Genomic DNA, 18646 nt, shown 5'->3' with positions numbered 1-18646 from the left:
GAGGACCACGTGCCGGACCGTGACCGGCGGAAGGCGACGATCCGCCGGTCCCTGGACGGCTACCTCGCCGGCCACGGGGTCCGGCTCGGCGGCGGACAGGTCCTGATGCTGACCCAGGCCCGGTCGCTGGGACACGTCTTCAACCCGCTGACGGTCTACTGGTGCCGCGACGGTGCGGGCCGGCCACTGTGCACGGTCGCCGAGGTCCACAACACCTACGGCGGCCGGCACCGCTACCTGCTGCCCCCCGATCCCGGCGGCCGTGGCGAGACCCTCAAGGACTTCTACGTCTCCCCGTTCCTCCCCGTCGACGGCCGCTACCGGATGGTGCTGCCCGAGCCGGGGGAGCGGCTCGATCTCACCGTCCACCTGGACCTCCCGGCGGGCCGCGCCTTCACCGCCACCGTCCGCGGCACCGCGCGGCGGGCCGGCCCCGCCGCCCTGCTGGCCGCGGCGCTCACCCACCCCTTCGCCACCTGGGCCGTCAGCCTGCACATCCGCTACCGGGGCATTCGCCTGTGGCTCGGCGGCCTGCCCGTCCACCCCCGCCAGACGACCGGCTCCCGGCGCGCCGAGCGCGCCGGGCCCACCGAAGAGGTGCCCGCCCCATGACCACCACGGCTTCCCCGGCGAGGCCCGCGCCCGTCGTCGATCCCGCCCGCTGGCCGGACGTGGCCCGGGTGCCGCACGTACCGCTGCGCGCCGCCCTGGCCGGGCGGCTGCTGCACCGGGCGGCCGCGCGCCGCGGCCTGCGCGTCGAGCTCCCCGACGGCCGGACCCTGCGGCCGGCCCCGGCCGACGCGCCGGTCCTGCGGCTGCACCGCCCGGGGGACTTCCTGCACCGGATCGGCGCCGGCGGCCTGATCGGCTTCGGCGAGTCCTACCAGGCCGGCGACTGGGACAGCCCCGACCTGGTCGCGCTGCTGACCGAACTGGCCACCGCCCCCGAGACACTGGTGCCGGCCGGCACCCAGTGGCTGCGCCGGCTGCACGTCCGGCGCCCGCCGACGGCGGAGCTCCCGACGGCGGCGAACGCGCCCCGCAACATCCACCGGCACTACGACCTGTCCAACGACCTGTTCGCCCTGTTCCTCGACCCGACGATGACCTACTCCTCGGCGGTCTTCCCCGTCGGCCCGGGCCCGGTGCCGCTCGTGACCCGGGACGCCCTGCCCGCCGCCCAGCACCGCAAGATCGACCGCCTGCTCGACCTGGCCCGCGTCGGCCCGGGCACCCGGCTGCTGGAGATCGGCACCGGCTGGGGCGAACTCGCCGTGCGGGCGGCGGCCCGCGGCGCCCGGGTGGTCAGTCTCACCCTCTCCGAGGAGCAACTCCTCCTCGCCCGCCGCCGGATCGCCGACGCGGGTCAGGCGGGGCGGGCCGAGGTCCGGCTGTGCGACTACCGCGCCGCCGAGGGCGCGTACGACGCCGTGGTCAGCGTGGAGATGATCGAGGCGGTGGGACGGCCCTTCTGGCCCGAGTACTTCGCCACCCTCGACCGCGTCCTCGCCCCGGGCGGGCGGGTCGCCCTGCAGGCGATCACCATGCCGCACGACCGGATGCTCGCCACCAGCCGCACCTACACCTGGATCCTCAAGTACGTCTTCCCCGGCGGCCGGATCCCCTCCCTGCGCGCCGTCGAGGAGACGGCGGCCCACGCCACCCGGCTGCGGGTGGTCCGCGCCGACGCCTTCGGGCCGCACTACGCCGAGACCCTGCGACTGTGGCGCGAGCGCTTCACCGAACGCTCGGCCCAGGTCGCGGACCTCGGCTTCGACGAGGTCTTCCGGCGGACGTGGGAGTTCTACCTCGCCTACTCGGAGGCCGGCTTCCGCTCCGGCTACCTGGACGTCCACCAGGTGCTGCTCGCCCGCGAGGGGGTGGGGCCGTGAACGCCGGTGCCTTCGCTCTCGGCCTCGCGGTCGCAGCCACCGTCGTGCTGGCCGTCATGCTCGCGGCCTTCGGTGTCGGGGTGCGCACCGGGCGCCACCGCGGTGTGGACGTCGCCTGGGGGCTGGCCTTCACCGCCGTGGCGGTGAGCGGACACGTGCTGTCGGACGGCCACGGCGACGCCGGACGCCGGCTGCTCGCCACCGTGCTCGTCGCCGTCTGGGGCCTGCGGCTGTCCGCGCACATCCGGCGGCGTGCCCGGGGCGCGCCCGAGGACCCGCGCTACGCCCGGATGCTCGCCCGCGCCCCCGAGGGCCCGGCCCGCACCCGGTACGCGCTGCGGAAGGTCTACCTGCTCCAGGGCGCCCTGGTGTGGTTCGTCTCCCTTCCCGTCCAGGCCGCCCAGTACATTCCCCGGCCGCCGGGCCCGCTCGCCTGGGCGGGCACCGCGGTGTGGGCGGTCGGCCTGACCTTCGAGGCGGTGGGGGACCGGCAACTCGCCCGGTTCAAGGCCGACCCCGCCAACCGCGGCCTGATCATGGACCGGGGCCTGTGGCGCTACACCCGCCACCCCAACTACTTCGGCGACGCCTGTGTGTGGTGGGGGCTGTTCCTGCTCGCCGCCGACACCCCCGCCGGCTGGGCGTTCGTCCTCAGCCCGCTCCTGATGACCTGGCTGCTGGCGTTCGGCAGCGGCAAGCCGCTGCTGGAACGGCAACTGGGCGCACAGCGCCCCGGCTGGTCCGCCTATGCGGCCCGTACCAGCGGCTTCGTACCGCTGCCACCGCGCCGGAACCCGAGCATCCCGACCACACCCCCCGTGAGGCCCCACCCGTGACCGTGTCGATCGCCCTGTTCACCCAGGACCTGCGTCTGCACGACAACCCCGTCCTGCACGCCGCCTGTGCCGCGGCCGACGAGGTCGTGCCGCTGTTCGTCCTCGACCCCGCGGTCGAGAACGGCGGATCCGCCGCCCCCAACCGCACGGCGTTCCTCGCGGACTGCCTCGCCGACCTGGACGCCTCGCTGCGCCGGATCGGCTCCCGGCTGACCGTGCGCCGCGGTGAACCCGCGGAGCAGACGGCGCGTGTCGTCGCCGCGACCGGCGCCGCCACCGTGCACGTCGCCGCCGGTGTCAGCCGTTTCGCCCAGCGCCGTGAGACCCGGTTGCGTGAGCTCCTCGGAGACCGCCTCCAGGCGCACGACGGTTCCACGACGGTGGTGCCGCCCGGGCGGGTCGCCCCCGCCGGCCGCGACCACTACGCGGTCTTCACCCCCTATCACCGCGCCTGGCAGGGGACGCCCCGCCGCGCCGTGCTCGGCGCACCGCGGATCATCCGCACCCCGGACGGCATCGGCAGCGAGAACATGCTGGTCGGCGGCCCGATCTCGCCGGGCCTGCCGCCGGGCGGCGAGACGGCGGCCAGGGAGCGATGGCGGCGGTGGGACGTCGGTGCCTACGCCGGCGTCCATGACGACCTCGCGGCCGACGGCACCTCCCGGCTGTCCCCGTACCTGCACTTCGGCTGCCTCTCCCCGACGGAACTCGTGACGCGCGCCCTGCGGCACGACGGCGCCGGTGCGCAGGCCTTCGTCCGACAGCTCGCCTGGCGGGACTTCCACCACCAGGTGCTCGCCGCCCGCCCCGACGCCGCGCACCGCGACTACCGGGACCGCGGCGACCACTGGCACCAGGACGAGCGCGAGGCCGAGGCGTGGCGGCAGGGCCGCACCGGCTATCCGGTCGTCGATGCGGGCATGCGTCAGCTCGCCCACGAGGGATGGATGCACAACCGGGCCCGACTGCTGACCGCGAGCTTCCTGGCGAAGAACCTCTACCTGGACTGGCGGATCGGCGCCGCCCACTTCCTGTCCCTGCTGGTCGACGGTGACGTGGCCAACAACCAGCTCAACTGGCAGTGGGTCGCCGGCACGGGCACCGACACCCGGCCCAACCGGATCCTCAACCCGCTGCGGCAGGCGGACCGCTACGACCCCACGGGGGACTACGTGCGCCGCTGGGTGCCCGAACTCGCCCATCTTCCCGGCCCGTCCGTCCACCGCCCGTGGCTGTTCACCGACGGCTACCCGGCCCCGATCATCGGTCCCGACGCGCTGACCGCCCGGTTCCGGCACGGGCGGCCGTGACCGCGACGAGGCGTCCACGGCTACCCTGCCCGCCGGGCGGCGGCTGGGCGAGGACCGGGTCGCCCGGACGGCCCGGATCGCCGCCTGGTGGGCATCGGCGCGCTGCTGTTCCCTGTTCCCCTACGCGCTGCGTCGCCCCGCCGGGTGGCCCGTCCAGGTCGTCGGGGTCGCGTGGGGGCTGGCCGGTCCCGCCTTCCTGGTCTTCGGCGGGCTCGACCACTTCACCCACATCGGGCTGATCGTCACCACCATGTGAGCCGCGGCCCGCGCCGGACCGCCCGTCCTACGCGTCGATCATGGTGAGGTCCGGGTAGACGTCCTGCCAGCGGTAGCGGCGGCAGTGCAGCTGCCAGTGGGTGAACCCGGTGAGGTAGCGGTCGAGGTGGGGGCGCTGCTCCTCGGTGGCGAGGTCCAGGACGCGGCGGTGGGCGGCCCGGCCGCCGGCGAGCACCCGGCGGTAGGCGGCGAGGTAGGGGATGCCCTCGGTGACCGCCCGGCGGTGGATCCGGCCGGTGGCGAAGTCCGCGCCGTGCACGGCCTCCTTGTAGAACGAGACGACGTCGTTGACGTCGTTGAGGAACGCGACCCCGGAGCTCAGGGCCGCCGACCAGAACGCCCGGTGGGTGTCGGCGCGCAGGCAGGGGGCGGTGAACTGGAGCGAGGTGAACCAGAACTGGGAGAAGCCGTTGAAGGTCCGGGCGAAGTCGCTGTCGATCCCGTCCGAGGCCCCGGGGTCGAACTCGGCCTCCAACAGCACGCCCGTGATCGCGTTGTAGAAGAAGTTCTTCCAGACCGCGAGGAAGGTCGGTTCGCAGAACGGCGCGACCTCGTCGAACATGTGGCGGATGTACCGGGTGACCGGTGAGGACGGCGGTGCGTCGGGCAGCAGACCGGCGCGCATCACCGCCGCCGCCTGGCCGCGGTCGTGGCAGCAGACGTCGTCGGTGCGGGTGGTGAACACCCAGATCCGGTCGACGGCGAGGGCGAGCGCGTCGTCGGCGATCGGCACCATCACGGCGCGCATCCGGGTGATGTGGCGGATCGTGGCGGCGGGCACCTCGACGCCGAAGGCCGCGAACTCCGCGGTGAGCACCTCCACGGCGGTGCGGCACTGCGTCCCGTTCACGGGAGGGTCGAACGCGGCGGTGGCGGCGATCAGCCCGTCCACCAGCCCGGAGCCGAGGACCTCGGCCACCATGGCGCGGTGCCGGGGGTCGGGGATCGCGGCGAGGGCGCCGTGCGGACGGTAGCGGAGGGTGTCGATGCCCGGCGGCGGGTGTCCGACCGGGCTGCGGACGGTGGGGTTCACGCTGCGCCCTTCCGAGGTGCGGGGACCGGTGTCGTCCGGCGGCTCGTGCCGGATCCTCGCCCGGCCGCCCGGCGTCCAACCGCGGACGACGCAGCTTGAAGCCGAACAGGTGAATCCCGGGTTGACGGGTTGACGGGTTGACGGCGGAACCGGGCTCAGACGGCGTACAGGCCGTGGGCGGTGAAGACGGCGCGGGCGGCGGCGATATGGTCGGCGGTGGGTACCGGGGTGTCGGCGAGCGGGAAGTCCAGGCCGAGGGCGCGCCACTTGGCGGCGCCGAGCTTGTGGAAGGGCAGCACGTCGACCCGGCTGACGTTGCCCAGCGAGGCGGCGAAGGCGGCGACGCCCTCGACGTTCCCGGCCGGGTCGGTGAGGCCGGGGACGAGCACGAAGCGGACCCAGACCTCGGTGCCGAGGCCGGCCAGGCGGCGGGCGAAGTCCAGGGTGGGGGAGAGCCGGCGGCCGGTCACCCTCCGGTAGAGGGCGCGGTCCCAGGACTTGACGTCCAGCAGCACGAGGTCGGTGTCGGCGAGCAGCGCGTCGTCGGCCCGGGCGCCGAGGTAGCCGGAGGTGTCCAGCGCGGTGTGCAGGCCCAGGTCGTGCTTGAACCGGTGCAGGAGTTCCCCGGTGAGGGCGGGCTGCAGCAGCGGCTCGCCGCCGCTGACCGTCGCGCCGCCGCCGGAGGCGTGGATGAAGGCGGTGTACTGGGCGGCCTTCCGGACGAGTTCGTCGGCGGTGACCGGGCGGCCGTCGCTCAGGTAGCGGGTGTCGGGGTTGTGGCAGTACTGGCAGCGCAGCGGGCAGCCGGCCAGGAAGGCGACGAAGCGGGTGCCGGGGCCGTCGACGCCGGTGGACAGGTCCCAGGAGTGCAGCATGCCGGTCGCGGGGGCCGTGGGGGCGCCGTCGGTCATCGCGGGTCTTCTCCAGCGGTAGGGGGCGCCGCCGGTGCCCGGAACGCGGGGCACCGGCGGCGCGGGGGCGGGACGGAGGACGGGGACGGGCGGGGACGGGCGGGGCGGGCTACAGCGCGTCGTGGAAGGTGCGGTTGACGACGTCGAGCTGCTGCTCGCGGGTCAGCCGCACGAAGTTGACCGCGTAGCCGCTGACCCGGATGGTCAGCTGCGGGTACTTCTCCGGGTGGGCCATCGCGTCCAGCAGGGTGTCCCGGTTCAGCACGTTGACGTTCATGTGGAAGCCGCCGACCGCGGTGTAGCCGTCCAGCACGCCGACCAGGTTGGTGATCCGCTCCCGCGCCGTGCGCCCGAGGCCGTCCGGGGCGACGGTGTGGGTGAGCGAGATGCCGTCCTCGGCCTGCGCGTACGGGAGCTTGGCGACCGACAGCGCGCTGGCGACGTAGCCGTGGCGGTCGCGGCCGTTCATCGGGTTGGCGCCGGGGGAGAACGGCTCGCCGGCCCGGCGGCCGTCCGGGGTGTTGCCGGTCTTCTTGCCGTACACCACGTTGGAGGTGATGGTGAGCACCGACTGGGTGTGCTCGGCGCCCCGGTAGGTGGGGTGCTTGCGCACCTTGCGCATGAACTCCTCGACCAGGTGCACCGCGATCGCGTCCACCCGGTCGTCGTTGTTGCCGTACGCCGGGTACTCGCCCTCGATCCGGTAATCGGTGACCAGCCCGGTCGCGTCCCGCACCGGGGTGACCTTCGCGTACCTGATCGCCGACAGCGAGTCCGCCGCCACCGCGAGGCCGGCGATGCCGCAGGCCATGGTGCGCCGCACGTCGCGGTCGTGCAGCGCCATCTCCAGCCGCTCGTAGGCGTACTTGTCGTGCATGTAGTGGATGACGTTGAGCGCGTGGACGTACGTGCCGGCGAGCCACTCCATCTGCTCCTCGAAGCGCGCCATCACCTCGTCGTAGTCGAGCACCTCCGAGGCGATCGCCCCGGTGGCGGGGCCGATCTGCTCGCCCGACTTCTCGTCCCGGCCGCCGTTGATCGCGTAGAGCAGCGTCTTGGCGAGGTTGACCCGGGCACCGAAGAACTGCATCTGCCGGCCGACCGGCATCGCCGAGACGCAGCAGGCGATCGCGGTGTCGTCGCCGAAGCGCGGGCGCATCAGCTCGTCCGACTCGTACTGCACCGAGGAGGTGTCGATCGACACCCGGGCGCAGAACTCCTTGAAGCCCCGGGGCAGCCGGGGCGACCAGAAGACGGTCAGGTTCGGCTCGGGCGCCGGGCCGAGGTTGTACAGGGTCTGCAGGTAGCGGAAGGAGGTCCGGGTGACCAGGGTGCGGCCGTCCTCGCCCATGCCGCCGATCGACTCGGTGACCCAGGTCGGGTCGCCGGAGAACAGCTCGTCGTACTCGGGGGTGCGCAGGAAGCGGACGATCCGCAGCTTGATGACGAAGTCGTCGATCAGTTCCTGGGCCTGTTCCTCGGTCAGCCGTCCGGCGGCGAGGTCGCGCTGCAGGTAGACGTCGAGGAAGGTCGAGGTGCGGCCGAGCGACATGGCCGCGCCGTTCTGCTCCTTCACCGCCGCCAGGTAGGCGAAGTACAGCCACTGGACGGCCTCCCGGCCGGTCGTGGCCGGGCCGGCGAGGTCGTACCCGTAGGCCGAGGCCATCGCCTTGAGCTCGCCCAGCGCCCGGATCTGCTCGGCGAGTTCCTCGCGCCCGCGGATGGTGTCCTCCAGCCGCGCCGGGTCGGTGGGCGCGGCGTCCAGCTCGGCCTTCTCGGCGAGCTTGCCGGCGATCAGCCGGTCCACGCCGTAGAGGGCGACCCGGCGGTAGTCGCCGATGATCCGGCCGCGCCCGTAGGCGTCCGGCAGGCCGGTGACGACGCCGGCCTTGCGGGCGGCCCGGATCGCGGGGGTGTAGGCGTCGAACACCCCGGCGTTGTGGGTCTTGCGGTACTCGGTGAAGACCTTCTCCAGCCCGGGGTCGACCGGGTAGCCGTAGGTCTTCAGCGCGCCGGCGACCATCCGCCAGCCGCCGTTGGGCATGATCGCGCGCTTCAGCGGGGCGTCGGTCTGCAGGCCGACGATCAGCTCGCGCTCCCGGTCGATCCAGCCGGGCGCGTGCGCGGTGATGGTCGAGGGGACGTCGTACGCGACGTCGTGGACGCCCTTGGCGCGCTCCTCGGGGAAGCGATCGGTGATCCGCCGCCAGACCGCGAGGGTGCGCTCGGTGGGGCCGGCCAGGAAGCCGGCGTCGCCCTCGTACGGGGTGTAGTTGCGCTGGACGAAGTCCCGCACGTCGACGCCGTCCTGCCAGGGGCCGGGGGCGAAGCCGTCCCAGGCTCCGGCCGGCGTGGTGGTGGGGGCGGTCCGCGTCCGCTGCGAGGTGGTCATCTCGGTGTCTCCTCTGTCCGGGCCCTCAGGCCCGGTCGCCGTAGTAGGCCTGGCGCATCAGCCGCTGCATGTCGGTGAGCAGCGGCATCCGGGGGTTGGCGGGGGCGCACTGGTCCTCGTAGGCGTTCATCGCCTGCTGCGGCAGGGCCGCCAGGAAGGCGTCTTCGTCGACGCCCGCGTCCTTGAAGGAGCGGGGGATGCCGACCCGGTCGCGCAGGTTCTCGACCGCCGCGGCGAGCGACTCCACGCCCTGTTCGGGGGTGGCGGCCGGCAGGCCGAGCGTCCGGGCGATCGTCTGGTAGCGCTCGGGGGCCGTGTAGCTCCGGTACTTGGGCCAGCCGGTCACCTTCGCCGGCGCCGAGCCGTTCCAGCGGATCACGTGCGGCAGCAGCAGGGCGTTGGTCCGCCCGTGGGCGACGTGGAAGCTGGCGCCCAGGGTGTGCGCCATGGCGTGCACGGCGCCCAGGAAGGCGGAGCCGAAGGCCATGCCGGCGATCGTGCCGGCGTTGTGCATCTTCTCCCGGGCCCGCGGGTCCCCGGGCCCGGCGGTGACGGCCCGCTCCAGGTTCTCGAAGATCAGCCGGATGCCCTGCAGGGCCAGGCCGTCGGTGAAGTCGTTGGCGTAGACCGAGACGTAGGTCTCGATGCAGTGGGTGAGGGCGTCGAAGCCGGTGTCGGCGGTGACGTGGGCGGGCAGGCGGGTGGTGAGCGCCGGGTCGACGATGGCCACGCTCGGGGTGAGCGCGTAGTCGGCGAGCGGGTACTTCTGGCCGGTGGCGGTGTCGGTGATCACCGCGAACGGGGTGACCTCGCTGCCGGTGCCCGAGGTGGTCGGGATGCACACCAGCCTGGCCTTCTCGCCGAGGTCGGGGAAGGTGAAGGCGCGCTTGCGGATGTCGAAGAACTTCTCCTTGAGGTCCGCGAACTCCACCTCCGGGTGCTCGTACATCAGCCACATCACCTTGGCCGCGTCCATCGGCGAGCCGCCGCCGAGCGCGATGATGGTGTCCGGCTCGAACTCCCGCATCAGCTCCGCGCCCCGGCGCACCGTGTCGATGCTCGGGTTGGGCTCGACGTAGTCGACGACCCGCACCTCGACCGGCTCCCGGCGCCGGTCCAGCACACCGCGGATCCGCTCCAGGTGGCCGATCGCCACCATGGTGTGGTCGGTGACCACGACGACCCGGTGGGCGCCCGGCATGCTCGCCAGGTACTTGACGGAGTTGCGCTCGAAGAAGATCTTCGGCGGGACCTTGAACCACTGCATGTTGGTGTTGCGCCGCCCGATCCGCTTGATGTTCACCAGGTTCAGCGCCGAGACGTTGCCGGCCACCGAGTTGTGCCCGTAGCTGCCGCAGCTCAGGGTCAGCGAGGGCGTGAAGGCGTTGTAGACGTCGCCGATGCCGCCCTGCGAGCTGGGCGCGTTCCAGATGATCCGGCAGGCCTTGACGGCGTGTCCGAACTCCTCGGTGAACGCCGCGTCCTCGGTGTGCACCGCCGCCGAGTGCCCCAGCCCGTCGAACTCCACCATGGCGGCGGCCAGTTCGACGCCCTCCCGGCGGGAGCCCGCGGTCAGCACGGCGAGTACCGGGCAGAGCTTCTCCCGGGTGAGCGGTTCGGCCGGGCCGACCCGCTCGCAGTCGGCCAGGATCACCGAGGTGTCGGCCGGCACCTCGAAGCCGGCCGCCGTGGCGATCTCGGCGGCGGTGCGGCCCACCACCTCGGCGTTCAGCTTCGCACCCGCGCACGAGGCCCCGTCGCCCACGCCGAACAGGTAGCGCTCCAGCAGCGCCTTCTCCTCGGCGCTCGCGTGGTGCGCCTTCAGCCCGCGGAACTCGGCGAGCGCCGCGTCGCGGATCTCCGCGTCCAGGATCACCGCCTGCTCGGAGGCGCAGATCATGCCGTTGTCGAAGGTCTTCGACAGCACGATGTCGTTGACCGCCCGCCGCAGGTCCGCGCTGCGCTCGACGTACGCCGGCACGTTGCCCGCGCCGACGCCCAGCGCGGGCTTGCCGCAGCTGTAGGCCGCCCGCACCATCGCGTTGCCGCCGGTGGCCAGGATCGTCGCCACCCCCGGATGGCGCATCAGCGCGTCGGTGGCCGCCATCGACGGCTCCTCGATCCACTGGACGCAGTGCGCCGGCGCACCGGCCGCCACCGCCGCGTCGCGCACGATCCGGGCCGCCTCGGCCGAGCAGCGCTGGGCCGCCGGGTGGAAGGCGAAGACGATCGGGTTGCGGGTCTTCAGCGCGAGCAGCGCCTTGAAGATCGTGGTGGAGGTGGGGTTGGTGACCGGGGTGATGCCGGCGACCACGCCGACCGGCTCGGCGATCTCCACGATGCCGTCGATCTCGTCCCGGCGCACCACCCCGACGGTCTTCGTCCTGGCCATCACATGGGTGACGTTCTCGCAGGCGAAGACGTTCTTGACGGCCTTGTCCTCGAACAGGCCCCGCCCGGTCTCCTCCACCGCCAGCACCGCGAGCCCGGTGTGCTGGGCCAGCGCGGCCAGCGAGGCCTTCCTGACGATGTGGTCGACCTGCTCCTGGGTGAAGGAGCCGTACTCCTCCAGGGCGTCGAGGGCGGCGGCGACCAGCCGGTCGACGCTGTCGGGCGGGGCGGGAAGGGCGCTCGTGGTCGACGGCTGCGCATCGTGCTTCGGGCGGGAGGTCATGCTGGACTGCCTTTCCGGTCGTCGTCCGACATCGGGCGCCTCGGGCGCCTTCGGTTCCAGACTCCTCGCCCGGGGGCCGGCGGGGATCCGCCCAACGGGACCTGTCCGCGGTCCGAAGGTCCCTGCCGCGGAGGGTGGTTGGTCCCGGTGCCAGGAGGGGGCCGAGCGGCGGGCCGCGGCGCTCAGGCGCCCGCGACCAGCGCGCCGAGGGCGGTGCGCCGGTGGGTGACCGAGCGGCCCGTGCGGGTCGTCGTCGCCATGCCCGCTGCCCGCAGCGCCGCCGCGTGGGAGGAGGCCGTCGCGTTGCTGACGCGCAGGGCGCGGGCCAGGGAGGTCGTGGTGTGGGGTTCGGCGAGCAGGCGCAGGGTGTCCAGCCGGGTGCGGCCCAGGACGGCGGCCAGGGACTCGGCGGGGACGACCGGGTGCCCCGCGGCAGGCGGGAGCCCGGGACCGGCCGGGTACGTCAGGACCGCGGGACGGCCCGGGACGTCCTGGAGGAGCGGGCCCGCCGGGTGGTGGAAGGTGGGCAGCAGGACCAGGCCGCGCCCGTCGAGGCGGACCTCGCGGTCCGGCGCCGCGCCGGGCCATTCCCACACGTCCTCGTGGAGCCGGCTGCCGGGGGTCAGGCCGGTCAGTGCGGCGGCCGTGCCGTGCTCGGCGACGGTCAGGGCGTAGCGGGTGAACTCCTCGCGGTGCAGGTCCTGGACGGCGGACCAGACCGGGGCGAGGACCGCCTCGTACGCGGCCCGCTGGGCGCGGCGCAGGGTGCGCCAGGCCGTCCCGTCGCCCGCGTGCAGACCGCGGATCCAGTGCGGGGCGGGCACCGCCCCGTGGACCCGCTCCAGCTCGGAGCGGACGAGAGCGGGGCGGGCGGCGCGGATCTGTTCGAAGCCCTCGGCCATGGTGTCGCCGAGGACGTCGAGGAAGGAGGGCGGGCGGCCGGCCGGGACCAGGTCGGCGAGCGGGTCGGCCGCGGCGGGGAGGGAGCGCAGGACACGGCCGCGCCACGGCGCGAACAGCGGCCCGCCGCGCCGGGTCACGGCCGTCGTCAGGGCGGCGTGCAGCTCCTGGAGCGGCGCCGGGCGGGGGGCGAAGCGGATCCGGGCGAAGTCCCGCGCGGTGAAGTGGATCCGCAGCACCCTCGCAGCTCCTCGTCCCGGGCCGGCCTTTCGGTCAGAGCCTGAACCTTCGCATCGTGACGGCCCCCGCCCCAAGGATGTTCGTATGACTTCTCGACGCGCTCTTCTGAAGGGCACCCTACTCGGAACCGCCGCCGCCCTGCTGCCCACGGCTGCGTCCGCCGCCGCCGGCCCGGTCCTCCGGCTGCCCGCGCCCACCGGCCCCTACCCCGTGGGCCTGCGGACGGTCCATCTGACGGACCCGGCCCGGACCGACCCGTGGGTGGGCGGCGTCCGGGAGCTGATGCTGACCGTCCTGTACCCGGCCCGGTCGGTACGCGGCTTCTCCCGGGCCCCGCAGCTCACCCCGGCCGAGGCCGCGGTGTTCGCCGAGTACGCCCCGGGCCGCCACCCCGGGCTGCCGGAGCCCGGAGCGGTGGACTGGGGCGCGGTCCTCACCCACGGATACGTGGGCGCGCCGCCGCTGCCCGGGCGGCGGCCGGTGCTGGTGTACTCACCGGGCGGCGGTGACTCCCGCACGCTCGGCACGACCCTCGCCGAGGACCTGGCGAGCCACGGCCGGGTGGTCGTCCTCGTCGACCACCCCGGTGACGCCTCCCAGGTGGAACTGCCGACCGGGCTGCGGACGACCGTCCTGATCGGGCCGCCGGACCCGGCGACCTTCCGCACGATGGTGGACACCCGGATCGCGGACCTCCGGCTGGTCCTGGACGGGCTCGGCGACCTGCCGCTCGCACCGGTCGTGGACCCCGGCCGGATCGGTCTGTACGGGCACTCCGCGGGCGGCACGGCGGCGGTGTACGCGGCCCGCGGCGACCGCCGGGTCGGTGCGGTGGCGAACCTGGAGGGCTATCTCGACCTGTACCCGGCACCGGCCGAAGCCGGCCGGCCGCTGCTGCTGCTGCGCACCGACGGATTCGAGGGCGCGGCCCGTGTCGAGTCCTCCTGGGCGGGCCTTCCCGGCCGCCGCGTGCTGCTCGCCGACGCGAACCACTGGGCGTTCACCGACTACGGCCCGCTCGTCGCGCGCCTTCAGGCCGCCGGCCTGGTGACGGCGACGACGCGGGCCGCGCTCGTCGGCGCCGGCGACCCGGCGGTGACCCTCGCCGACGTCCGGCGCCGGGTGGGGGCCTTCTTCGGCCGCCACCTGTCGTAGCCGGACGGCGAGGAGGCGGCCGGTGGTTTCAGTGGTGCGGCACGACGGCGACCGGGGCGTGCGCGTGGTGGAGCACCGACTGGACCACCGGCCCGAGGTGGGGCCCCGTCAGCGGGTGCCGGGCGGTGCGCCGGCCGAGCACCACCAGCGAGGCGCTGCGGGAGGCCTCCACCAGCACCCGGCCCGCGCTCCAGGGGCACACCTCGGCCTCGACCCGGACCTGCGGGAACTTCTCCCGCCAGCGGGCCAGCGCGTCCCGCAGCCGCACCTGCTCGGCGGCGGCCAGCGACTCCCTGATCTCGGCCTGCTCGACCGGGGCCTGCGTGGTGTAGACGTCGTGGGAGGTGGTCCGGCTCTCCACCGCCCGCAGCCGGGCGCCGCGGTCGGCCGCCTGCTGGAAGGCGAACTCCAGGACGGCGTCGCACGGCCGGTCGCCCTCCACACCGACCACGACGTCGCCCGGCGCGTCGATCCGGTCGGCTGCGGCTTCCGCTTCGGTCTCGGCCTCGGTCTCGGCCCGCACCAGCACGACGGGGGAGAGCGACCGGGCGGCGGTCCGCAGCCCGACGGAGCCGACCAGCAGGCCGGTGAATCCGCCGAGGCCGCGCGATCCCAGCACCAGCAGCTCGGCCCGACCGCTCGCCGCGGCCAGGGTGTACGCCGGGTGCCCGGGCTGGACCTCGCAGGTGACGTCCAGTTCGGGCCACCCGGCGGCGATCCCGTCGCAGATCTCGGCCACCCGCCCGGGCAGCGCCCGCCCACCGCCCAGGTCGCGCTCCAGGGCGTCGGCCTCGGTGCCCGCCACGTGGATCATCCGCAGCGCGAGCCCGCGCCGGTGTGCCTCGCGGGCGGCCCACTCGGCCGCCGCCGCGCTCTGCACCGAACCGTCGATGCCCACCGTCACGTTGTGCGTCATGTCCGCGACCTCCCCGGTCCCCGGCGGTCCGCGTCACCGGTGCGCGCGATCCCGTCAGGCCTCAGCCTCCCGCCGGGACGGGGGCCGGCCCCAGGGTCCGAGCAGCCCCATCCGCCTGCCGAAGGTCCCGGGCGCAGAGCGCCTTCCGGGCCGTGCCGCCGCGCGTGCCGGGTGATGGCCGGAGCTGTGAGGCCGCCCTTGCGCATTCACCGCGATCTGTCACAATCGCGCGGGCGGCGGACACGAGGAGAGCTCTGTGAGCAGCGAGACGGTGCGGTCGAGGATCCCGCAGCTTCGGCTGGACGAGTTGCTGGAGGAGTTGCAGGCCCGCATCGACGCGGCCCGCGGCACCCGGGACCGGGTGCACAGTCTGCTGGAGGCGGTGCTGTCGGTCGGCCGCGAGCTGGACCTCACCCAGGTGCTGCGCCGGATCGTCGAGGCCGCCGCCGTCCTGGTCGACGCCCGGTACGCGGCGCTCGGGGTGATCGGAGCCGACGGCGAGACGCTCTCCCAGTTCCTGACGGTCGGTCTGTCGGAGGAGGAGATCGCGCGGATCGGGCCGTACCCGACCGGGCGGGGCCTGCTCGGCGAACTGATCCGCAACCCGGCGGCGCTGCGGCTGGAGGACCTCTCGCAGCACCCCTCCTCGGTGGGCTGCCCCGCCCACCACCCGGTGATGCGGCGCTTCCTGGGCGTCCCGGTGCGGGTGCGCGAGGAGGTCTTCGGGAACCTCTACCTGACCGACAAGCGCAACGGCGAGGAGTTCGACGCCGACGACGAGGCGGTGATCTCCACGCTGGCGGTGGCCGCCGGGGTGGCGATCGACAACGCCCGGCTGTTCGAGGAGGCGCAGCGCCAGCAGCGCTGGCTGAGCGCCAGCGCGGAGATCACCCGCGCCCTGCTGTCCGGCGGCTCCCGCTCGGAGGTGCTGGCGCTGATCGCGCAGCGCTCGCGGGAGATCACCGGCGCGGATCTGGCCGACGTCTGCGTCCCGGTGGACGGGACCGGCACGGTGCGCGTCGAGCTCGCCTCGGGCGGGGACGCCCCGGGCCGGGAGGGCCTGGCGGTCCCGCTGGAGGGGTCACTGGCCGGCGAGGCCTGCGCCTCGGGGGTGCCGGTCATCACGGCGGACCTCGCGGGCGACCCCCGGCGGGCGGCGGGGACGGGGCGTTTCGCCGGGCTCGGTCCGGCGGTCGCGGTGCCGCTCGGACGGGACACCGGCCGGATCGACGGCGTGCTGATGCTGGCCAGGACGGCCGGTGCGGCGGAGTTCACCGACCGGGAGACCGGCCCGCTGCTGGGCTTCGCCGACCAGGCCGCCCTGGCCCTGGAGGTGGCCGAACGGCGGCGTGACGCCGACCAGTTGGCGATGCTGGAGGACCGCGACCGGATCGCCCGGGACCTGCACGACCTGGCCATTCAGCGGCTGTTCGCCACCGGGATGACCCTGCAGAGCGCCGCCCGGCTGATCGACCATCCGGGCGCCTCGGACCGGGTGCTGCGCGCGGTGGGGGACCTCGACGAGACCATCAAGATCATCAGGTCGACGATCTTCGGCCTGCGGGCCCGCGAGGAGGCCGTCGGCCACGGGCTGCGGGCCCGGGCGGTCAAGGTCGTGGAACAGGCCCAGGCGGTGCTCGGCTTCGCGCCCCGGCTGAGCATGGAGGGGCTGCTGGACACCGACGTACCGGCCGAGGTGGCCGGGCACGTGCTGGCCGTGCTCGGCGAGGCGCTGAGCAATGCCGCCCGCCACGCCGCGGCGAGCCGGGTCGAGGTCGCGCTGCGGGCCGCGGGCGGGCAGGTGGTGCTGACCGTCGCGGACGACGGCGTCGGGGTGCCCGAGCAGGGGCGGCGCAGCGGTCTGCGCAACCTGGCGGAGCGGGCCGGCTCGCTCGGCGGGGCGTTCGCGCTGGAGCGCCCGGCGGAGGGCGGCACCCGGCTGGTCTGGTCGGCGCCGCTGCCGGTCTGAGCCGTCCGCGGGGCGGGCCGTCGCGCGGGCCGGGCCGTCCGGCGGGACGGTCGGACGTCAGCGCGGGGTGTCCGGCAGCAGCCGGCCGGTGACGAGTTCGGGCCGGATCCGGATCGATACCCGGCCCGGGCGGGCGTCCGCCGGGCGGGCGTCCGGGGGCGGACCGTCCGGGGAGACGTCGGCCCGGCCGAGCACGGTCACGCTCCAGCCGGCCCCGTCGGCCTCGTCGACCTCGCCCGCCTCGAACGCCACCAGCGCGCCGGACACCGCCCGCGCCAGCTCGGAGCGGGCGGCGGCGCTGAGCAGCACGCTGCCGTCCCGCCCGAGCCGGTAGCGGACCGGCAGGACGGCCGGCAGCGCGCCGACCGTGTAGACCACCCGGCCGACCGAGGACCCTGCCAGCAGGCGCCGGCAGTGCCGCTCGTCCAACGGGGCGTGCGCGGTGGGGATGCGGTCGGATTCCATGGGCTCGATGGTCGGCCTCCCCGGGCGCATGGGAGAAGGGTCGTTCGGTCCCCCACCGCCCGGCCGGACGCCCCCCTCGGCAACCGCCAGGGACCCTCGGGACGTCCGCACCGGGACCGGTGGCGCCCGCGAGGGGGTCCTCCGGCCCTGCCCCCGGTGTCCCGGCCCCCGGAGGATCGGTGCCACGAACACGGCGACCAGGTCGGCGTGTTCGGCTCCCGGCGCCTTCAGGAAAGGACGTTCAGATGAACCCGCTGCAGAGCCTCCCGGCCGTCGAGATCAGTGTGACGACCCGTGGTGAGGTCTCCCTGGCCGCGCCCGACTACGCCCGCGCCAAGCTGGAGGCGGTGCTCCGCCGGATCCACGAACCCGTCCTCGCGGTGCGGGTGAAGCTCACCCAGGAGCCGCACCACTCGGTGGTCCGCCCCTCCGTCGCCCAGGCCGTCGTGGACCTGAACGGCCGCCCGGTCCGCGCCCAGGTCGCGGCCGCCACCATGCAGGAGGCCGTCGACCGGCTCCAGGACCGCCTGTCCGCCAAGTGCGCCAAGGTGGGCCGGCGTCACCACACGAGCGCCTGGGTCGAGCGGCACGGCGAGGAGCACAGCCCGCAGCATGTCGAACGGGCGGCCGCGGAGCGGGAGATCGTGCGGCACAAGACCTACGGCCTGGCCCGGCAGAGCGCCTGGGCGGCCGTGCTCGACCTGGAGGCGATGGACTACGCCTTCCACCTGTTCACCGACGCCCGCAGCGCCGCCGACAGCGTGGTCTACCGCGACGACCGCACCGGCGCCCACCGGGTCGCCTCGGCCGGCGCCCCCGCCGAGCCCGTCCCCGGCCTGACCGTGAGCACCGCCGACGTACCGGAACTGACGGTGGGCGGGGCGGTGGAGCGCCTGGACCTCTCGGGCCTGCCGTTCGTCTTCTTCACCGACGCGGCCACCGGGCGCGGCAACGTCCTCTACCACCGCTACGACGGCCACTACGGCCTGATCACCCCCGCCCAGGACTGAGCGGGTCCCCGGCCATGGCGCGCCGGCCCGCCGGCCCGCCGGCCCGGAGGTCGGCGGGCCGGCGGCCCGGTCACGGAGGCGTGGGGGTACCGTGCCACAGCATGTCCTGCCCGGCCGTACGGGGCCACGGCAGGGCGGCGTCGGGATCGGGGCAGCGGGGGCCGTACGGCACCGCCTGGCGGACCCCGCCGCCCGGCAGCGACGTCCTGGTGGTCTCGGGCGGCATCGGACTCGCCCCCCTGCGGCCGGTGATCGAGGAGGTCCTCGCCCGCCGCGACGCGTACGGCACCGTCACGGTGCTCAGCGGGTACCGCGCTCCGGGTGGGCAGCTGTTCCTCGGGCAGCTCGCCCGCTGGCGCTCGCGCGCCGACGTCCGGGCATCCGGGCCGGGTCCACCGGCTCACCCTGCACCCGGTGCCGCCGGAGCAGCCACTGGACACCGCGACGGCGGTCGGCACGCACGGGCTGGGCCTGGGCCAGGGCACCGCGCTGGCCGCCGAGCTCGGCAGACTGCCCGGGGAACTCGTGGTGGTCGCGGTGGAGGGCGGCGACTTCACCATCGGCCAGGGCCTCGGCCCCGCCGTCGCCGCCGCCGTGCCGAGGGCCGCCGAGGAGGTCCGCGCGGTGCTCGCCGCCCACCGGGACCGCCCGGCGGGGCAGTGACCGG

Annotated in this window: 15 protein-coding genes; 8 read left to right on the top strand and 7 right to left on the bottom strand. The window is 74.8% G+C overall.

Annotation, left to right across the window (positions count from 1 at the left end):
• The first annotated feature begins 9 nt into the window (after window positions 1–9).
• From ABT093_RS17790 to ABT093_RS17775, 4 genes are read left to right on the top strand one after another with little or no spacing between them, the layout of a single operon-like run.
• On the top strand, window positions 10–612 hold the full coding sequence (locus ABT093_RS17790; RefSeq protein ID WP_350565195.1) for a DUF1365 domain-containing protein: 603 nt from the start codon (window positions 10–12) through the stop codon (window positions 610–612).
• Window positions 609–1892, top strand: coding sequence for a class I SAM-dependent methyltransferase (locus ABT093_RS17785; RefSeq protein ID WP_350565193.1), 1284 nt, complete (start codon window positions 609–611; stop codon window positions 1890–1892). The genes ABT093_RS17790 and ABT093_RS17785 overlap by 4 nt, the downstream gene beginning before the upstream one ends.
• Before the next feature lie 56 nt (window positions 1893–1948).
• A complete protein-coding gene (locus ABT093_RS17780) occupies window positions 1949–2728 on the top strand; it encodes a DUF1295 domain-containing protein (protein WP_350565264.1) in 780 nt (259 codons plus the stop codon).
• Complete coding sequence (locus ABT093_RS17775) at window positions 2725–4038, top strand: cryptochrome/photolyase family protein (protein WP_350565191.1); 1314 nt, start codon at window positions 2725–2727, stop codon at window positions 4036–4038. Before ABT093_RS17780 ends, ABT093_RS17775 begins: the two co-directional genes overlap by 4 nt.
• Window positions 4039–4321: 283 nt before the next feature.
• On the opposite strand, the gene ABT093_RS17770 is transcribed toward ABT093_RS17775, so the two are convergent.
• From ABT093_RS17770 to ABT093_RS17750, 5 genes are all read right to left on the bottom strand, one after another.
• Window positions 4322–5347: a hypothetical protein gene (locus ABT093_RS17770; RefSeq protein ID WP_350565189.1), complete on the bottom strand. Its 1026-nt coding sequence runs from the start codon at window positions 5345–5347 to the stop codon at window positions 4322–4324.
• Window positions 5348–5502: 155 nt separating this feature from the next.
• Window positions 5503–6258, bottom strand: coding sequence for a pyruvate formate-lyase-activating protein (pflA, locus tag ABT093_RS17765; protein WP_350565188.1), 756 nt, complete (start codon window positions 6256–6258; stop codon window positions 5503–5505).
• Window positions 6259–6367: 109 nt separating this feature from the next.
• On the bottom strand, window positions 6368–8650 hold the full coding sequence (pflB, locus tag ABT093_RS17760) for a formate C-acetyltransferase (protein WP_350565186.1): 2283 nt from the start codon (window positions 8648–8650) through the stop codon (window positions 6368–6370).
• 25 nt (window positions 8651–8675) lie between these two features.
• Window positions 8676–11324 carry a bifunctional acetaldehyde-CoA/alcohol dehydrogenase gene (gene adhE, locus ABT093_RS17755; protein ID WP_350565184.1) on the bottom strand — a complete coding sequence of 883 codons (2649 nt, stop codon included), beginning with the start codon at window positions 11322–11324 and terminating at the stop codon, window positions 8676–8678.
• Window positions 11325–11506: 182 nt separating this feature from the next.
• A complete protein-coding gene (locus tag ABT093_RS17750) occupies window positions 11507–12463 on the bottom strand; it encodes an ArsR family transcriptional regulator (RefSeq protein ID WP_350565182.1) in 957 nt (318 codons plus the stop codon).
• Between the two features lie 85 nt (window positions 12464–12548).
• On the opposite strand from ABT093_RS17750, the gene ABT093_RS17745 reads away from it, so the two are divergent.
• Window positions 12549–13619 carry an alpha/beta hydrolase family protein gene (locus ABT093_RS17745; RefSeq protein ID WP_350565181.1) on the top strand — a complete coding sequence of 357 codons (1071 nt, stop codon included), beginning with the start codon at window positions 12549–12551 and terminating at the stop codon, window positions 13617–13619.
• 28 nt (window positions 13620–13647) lie between these two features.
• Here the strand turns inward: ABT093_RS17745 and ABT093_RS17740 are convergent, their stop codons facing one another.
• A complete protein-coding gene (locus tag ABT093_RS17740; protein ID WP_350565179.1) occupies window positions 13648–14535 on the bottom strand; it encodes a universal stress protein in 888 nt (295 codons plus the stop codon).
• 256 nt (window positions 14536–14791) lie between these two features.
• On the opposite strand from ABT093_RS17740, the gene ABT093_RS17735 reads away from it, so the two are divergent.
• Window positions 14792–16504: a GAF domain-containing sensor histidine kinase gene (locus tag ABT093_RS17735; protein WP_350565177.1), complete on the top strand. Its 1713-nt coding sequence runs from the start codon at window positions 14792–14794 to the stop codon at window positions 16502–16504.
• Window positions 16505–16561: 57 nt separating this feature from the next.
• On the opposite strand, the gene ABT093_RS17730 is transcribed toward ABT093_RS17735, so the two are convergent.
• Complete coding sequence (locus ABT093_RS17730; protein WP_350565175.1) at window positions 16562–16969, bottom strand: pyridoxamine 5'-phosphate oxidase family protein; 408 nt, start codon at window positions 16967–16969, stop codon at window positions 16562–16564.
• A gap of 245 nt (window positions 16970–17214) precedes the next feature.
• Here ABT093_RS17730 and ABT093_RS17725 point away from each other — a divergent pair, with 245 nt between their 5' ends.
• Both ABT093_RS17725 and ABT093_RS17720 read left to right on the top strand, forming a co-directional pair.
• Window positions 17215–17979, top strand: a complete 765-nt coding sequence (locus ABT093_RS17725) for a ribosome hibernation promotion factor (RefSeq protein WP_350565173.1) — start codon at window positions 17215–17217, stop codon at window positions 17977–17979.
• A gap of 414 nt (window positions 17980–18393) precedes the next feature.
• A complete protein-coding gene (locus ABT093_RS17720) occupies window positions 18394–18642 on the top strand; it encodes a hypothetical protein (RefSeq protein WP_350565171.1) in 249 nt (82 codons plus the stop codon).
• Window positions 18643–18646 lie beyond the last annotated feature (4 nt).

This window comes from Kitasatospora sp. NPDC002551 (assembly GCF_040296005.1).
In the GTDB taxonomy this organism is placed as follows: Bacteria; Actinomycetota; Actinomycetes; order Streptomycetales; family Streptomycetaceae; genus Kitasatospora.
Note: the sequence above shows the minus strand (reverse complement) of the source record. Positions and strands in the feature narration are given on the sequence as shown.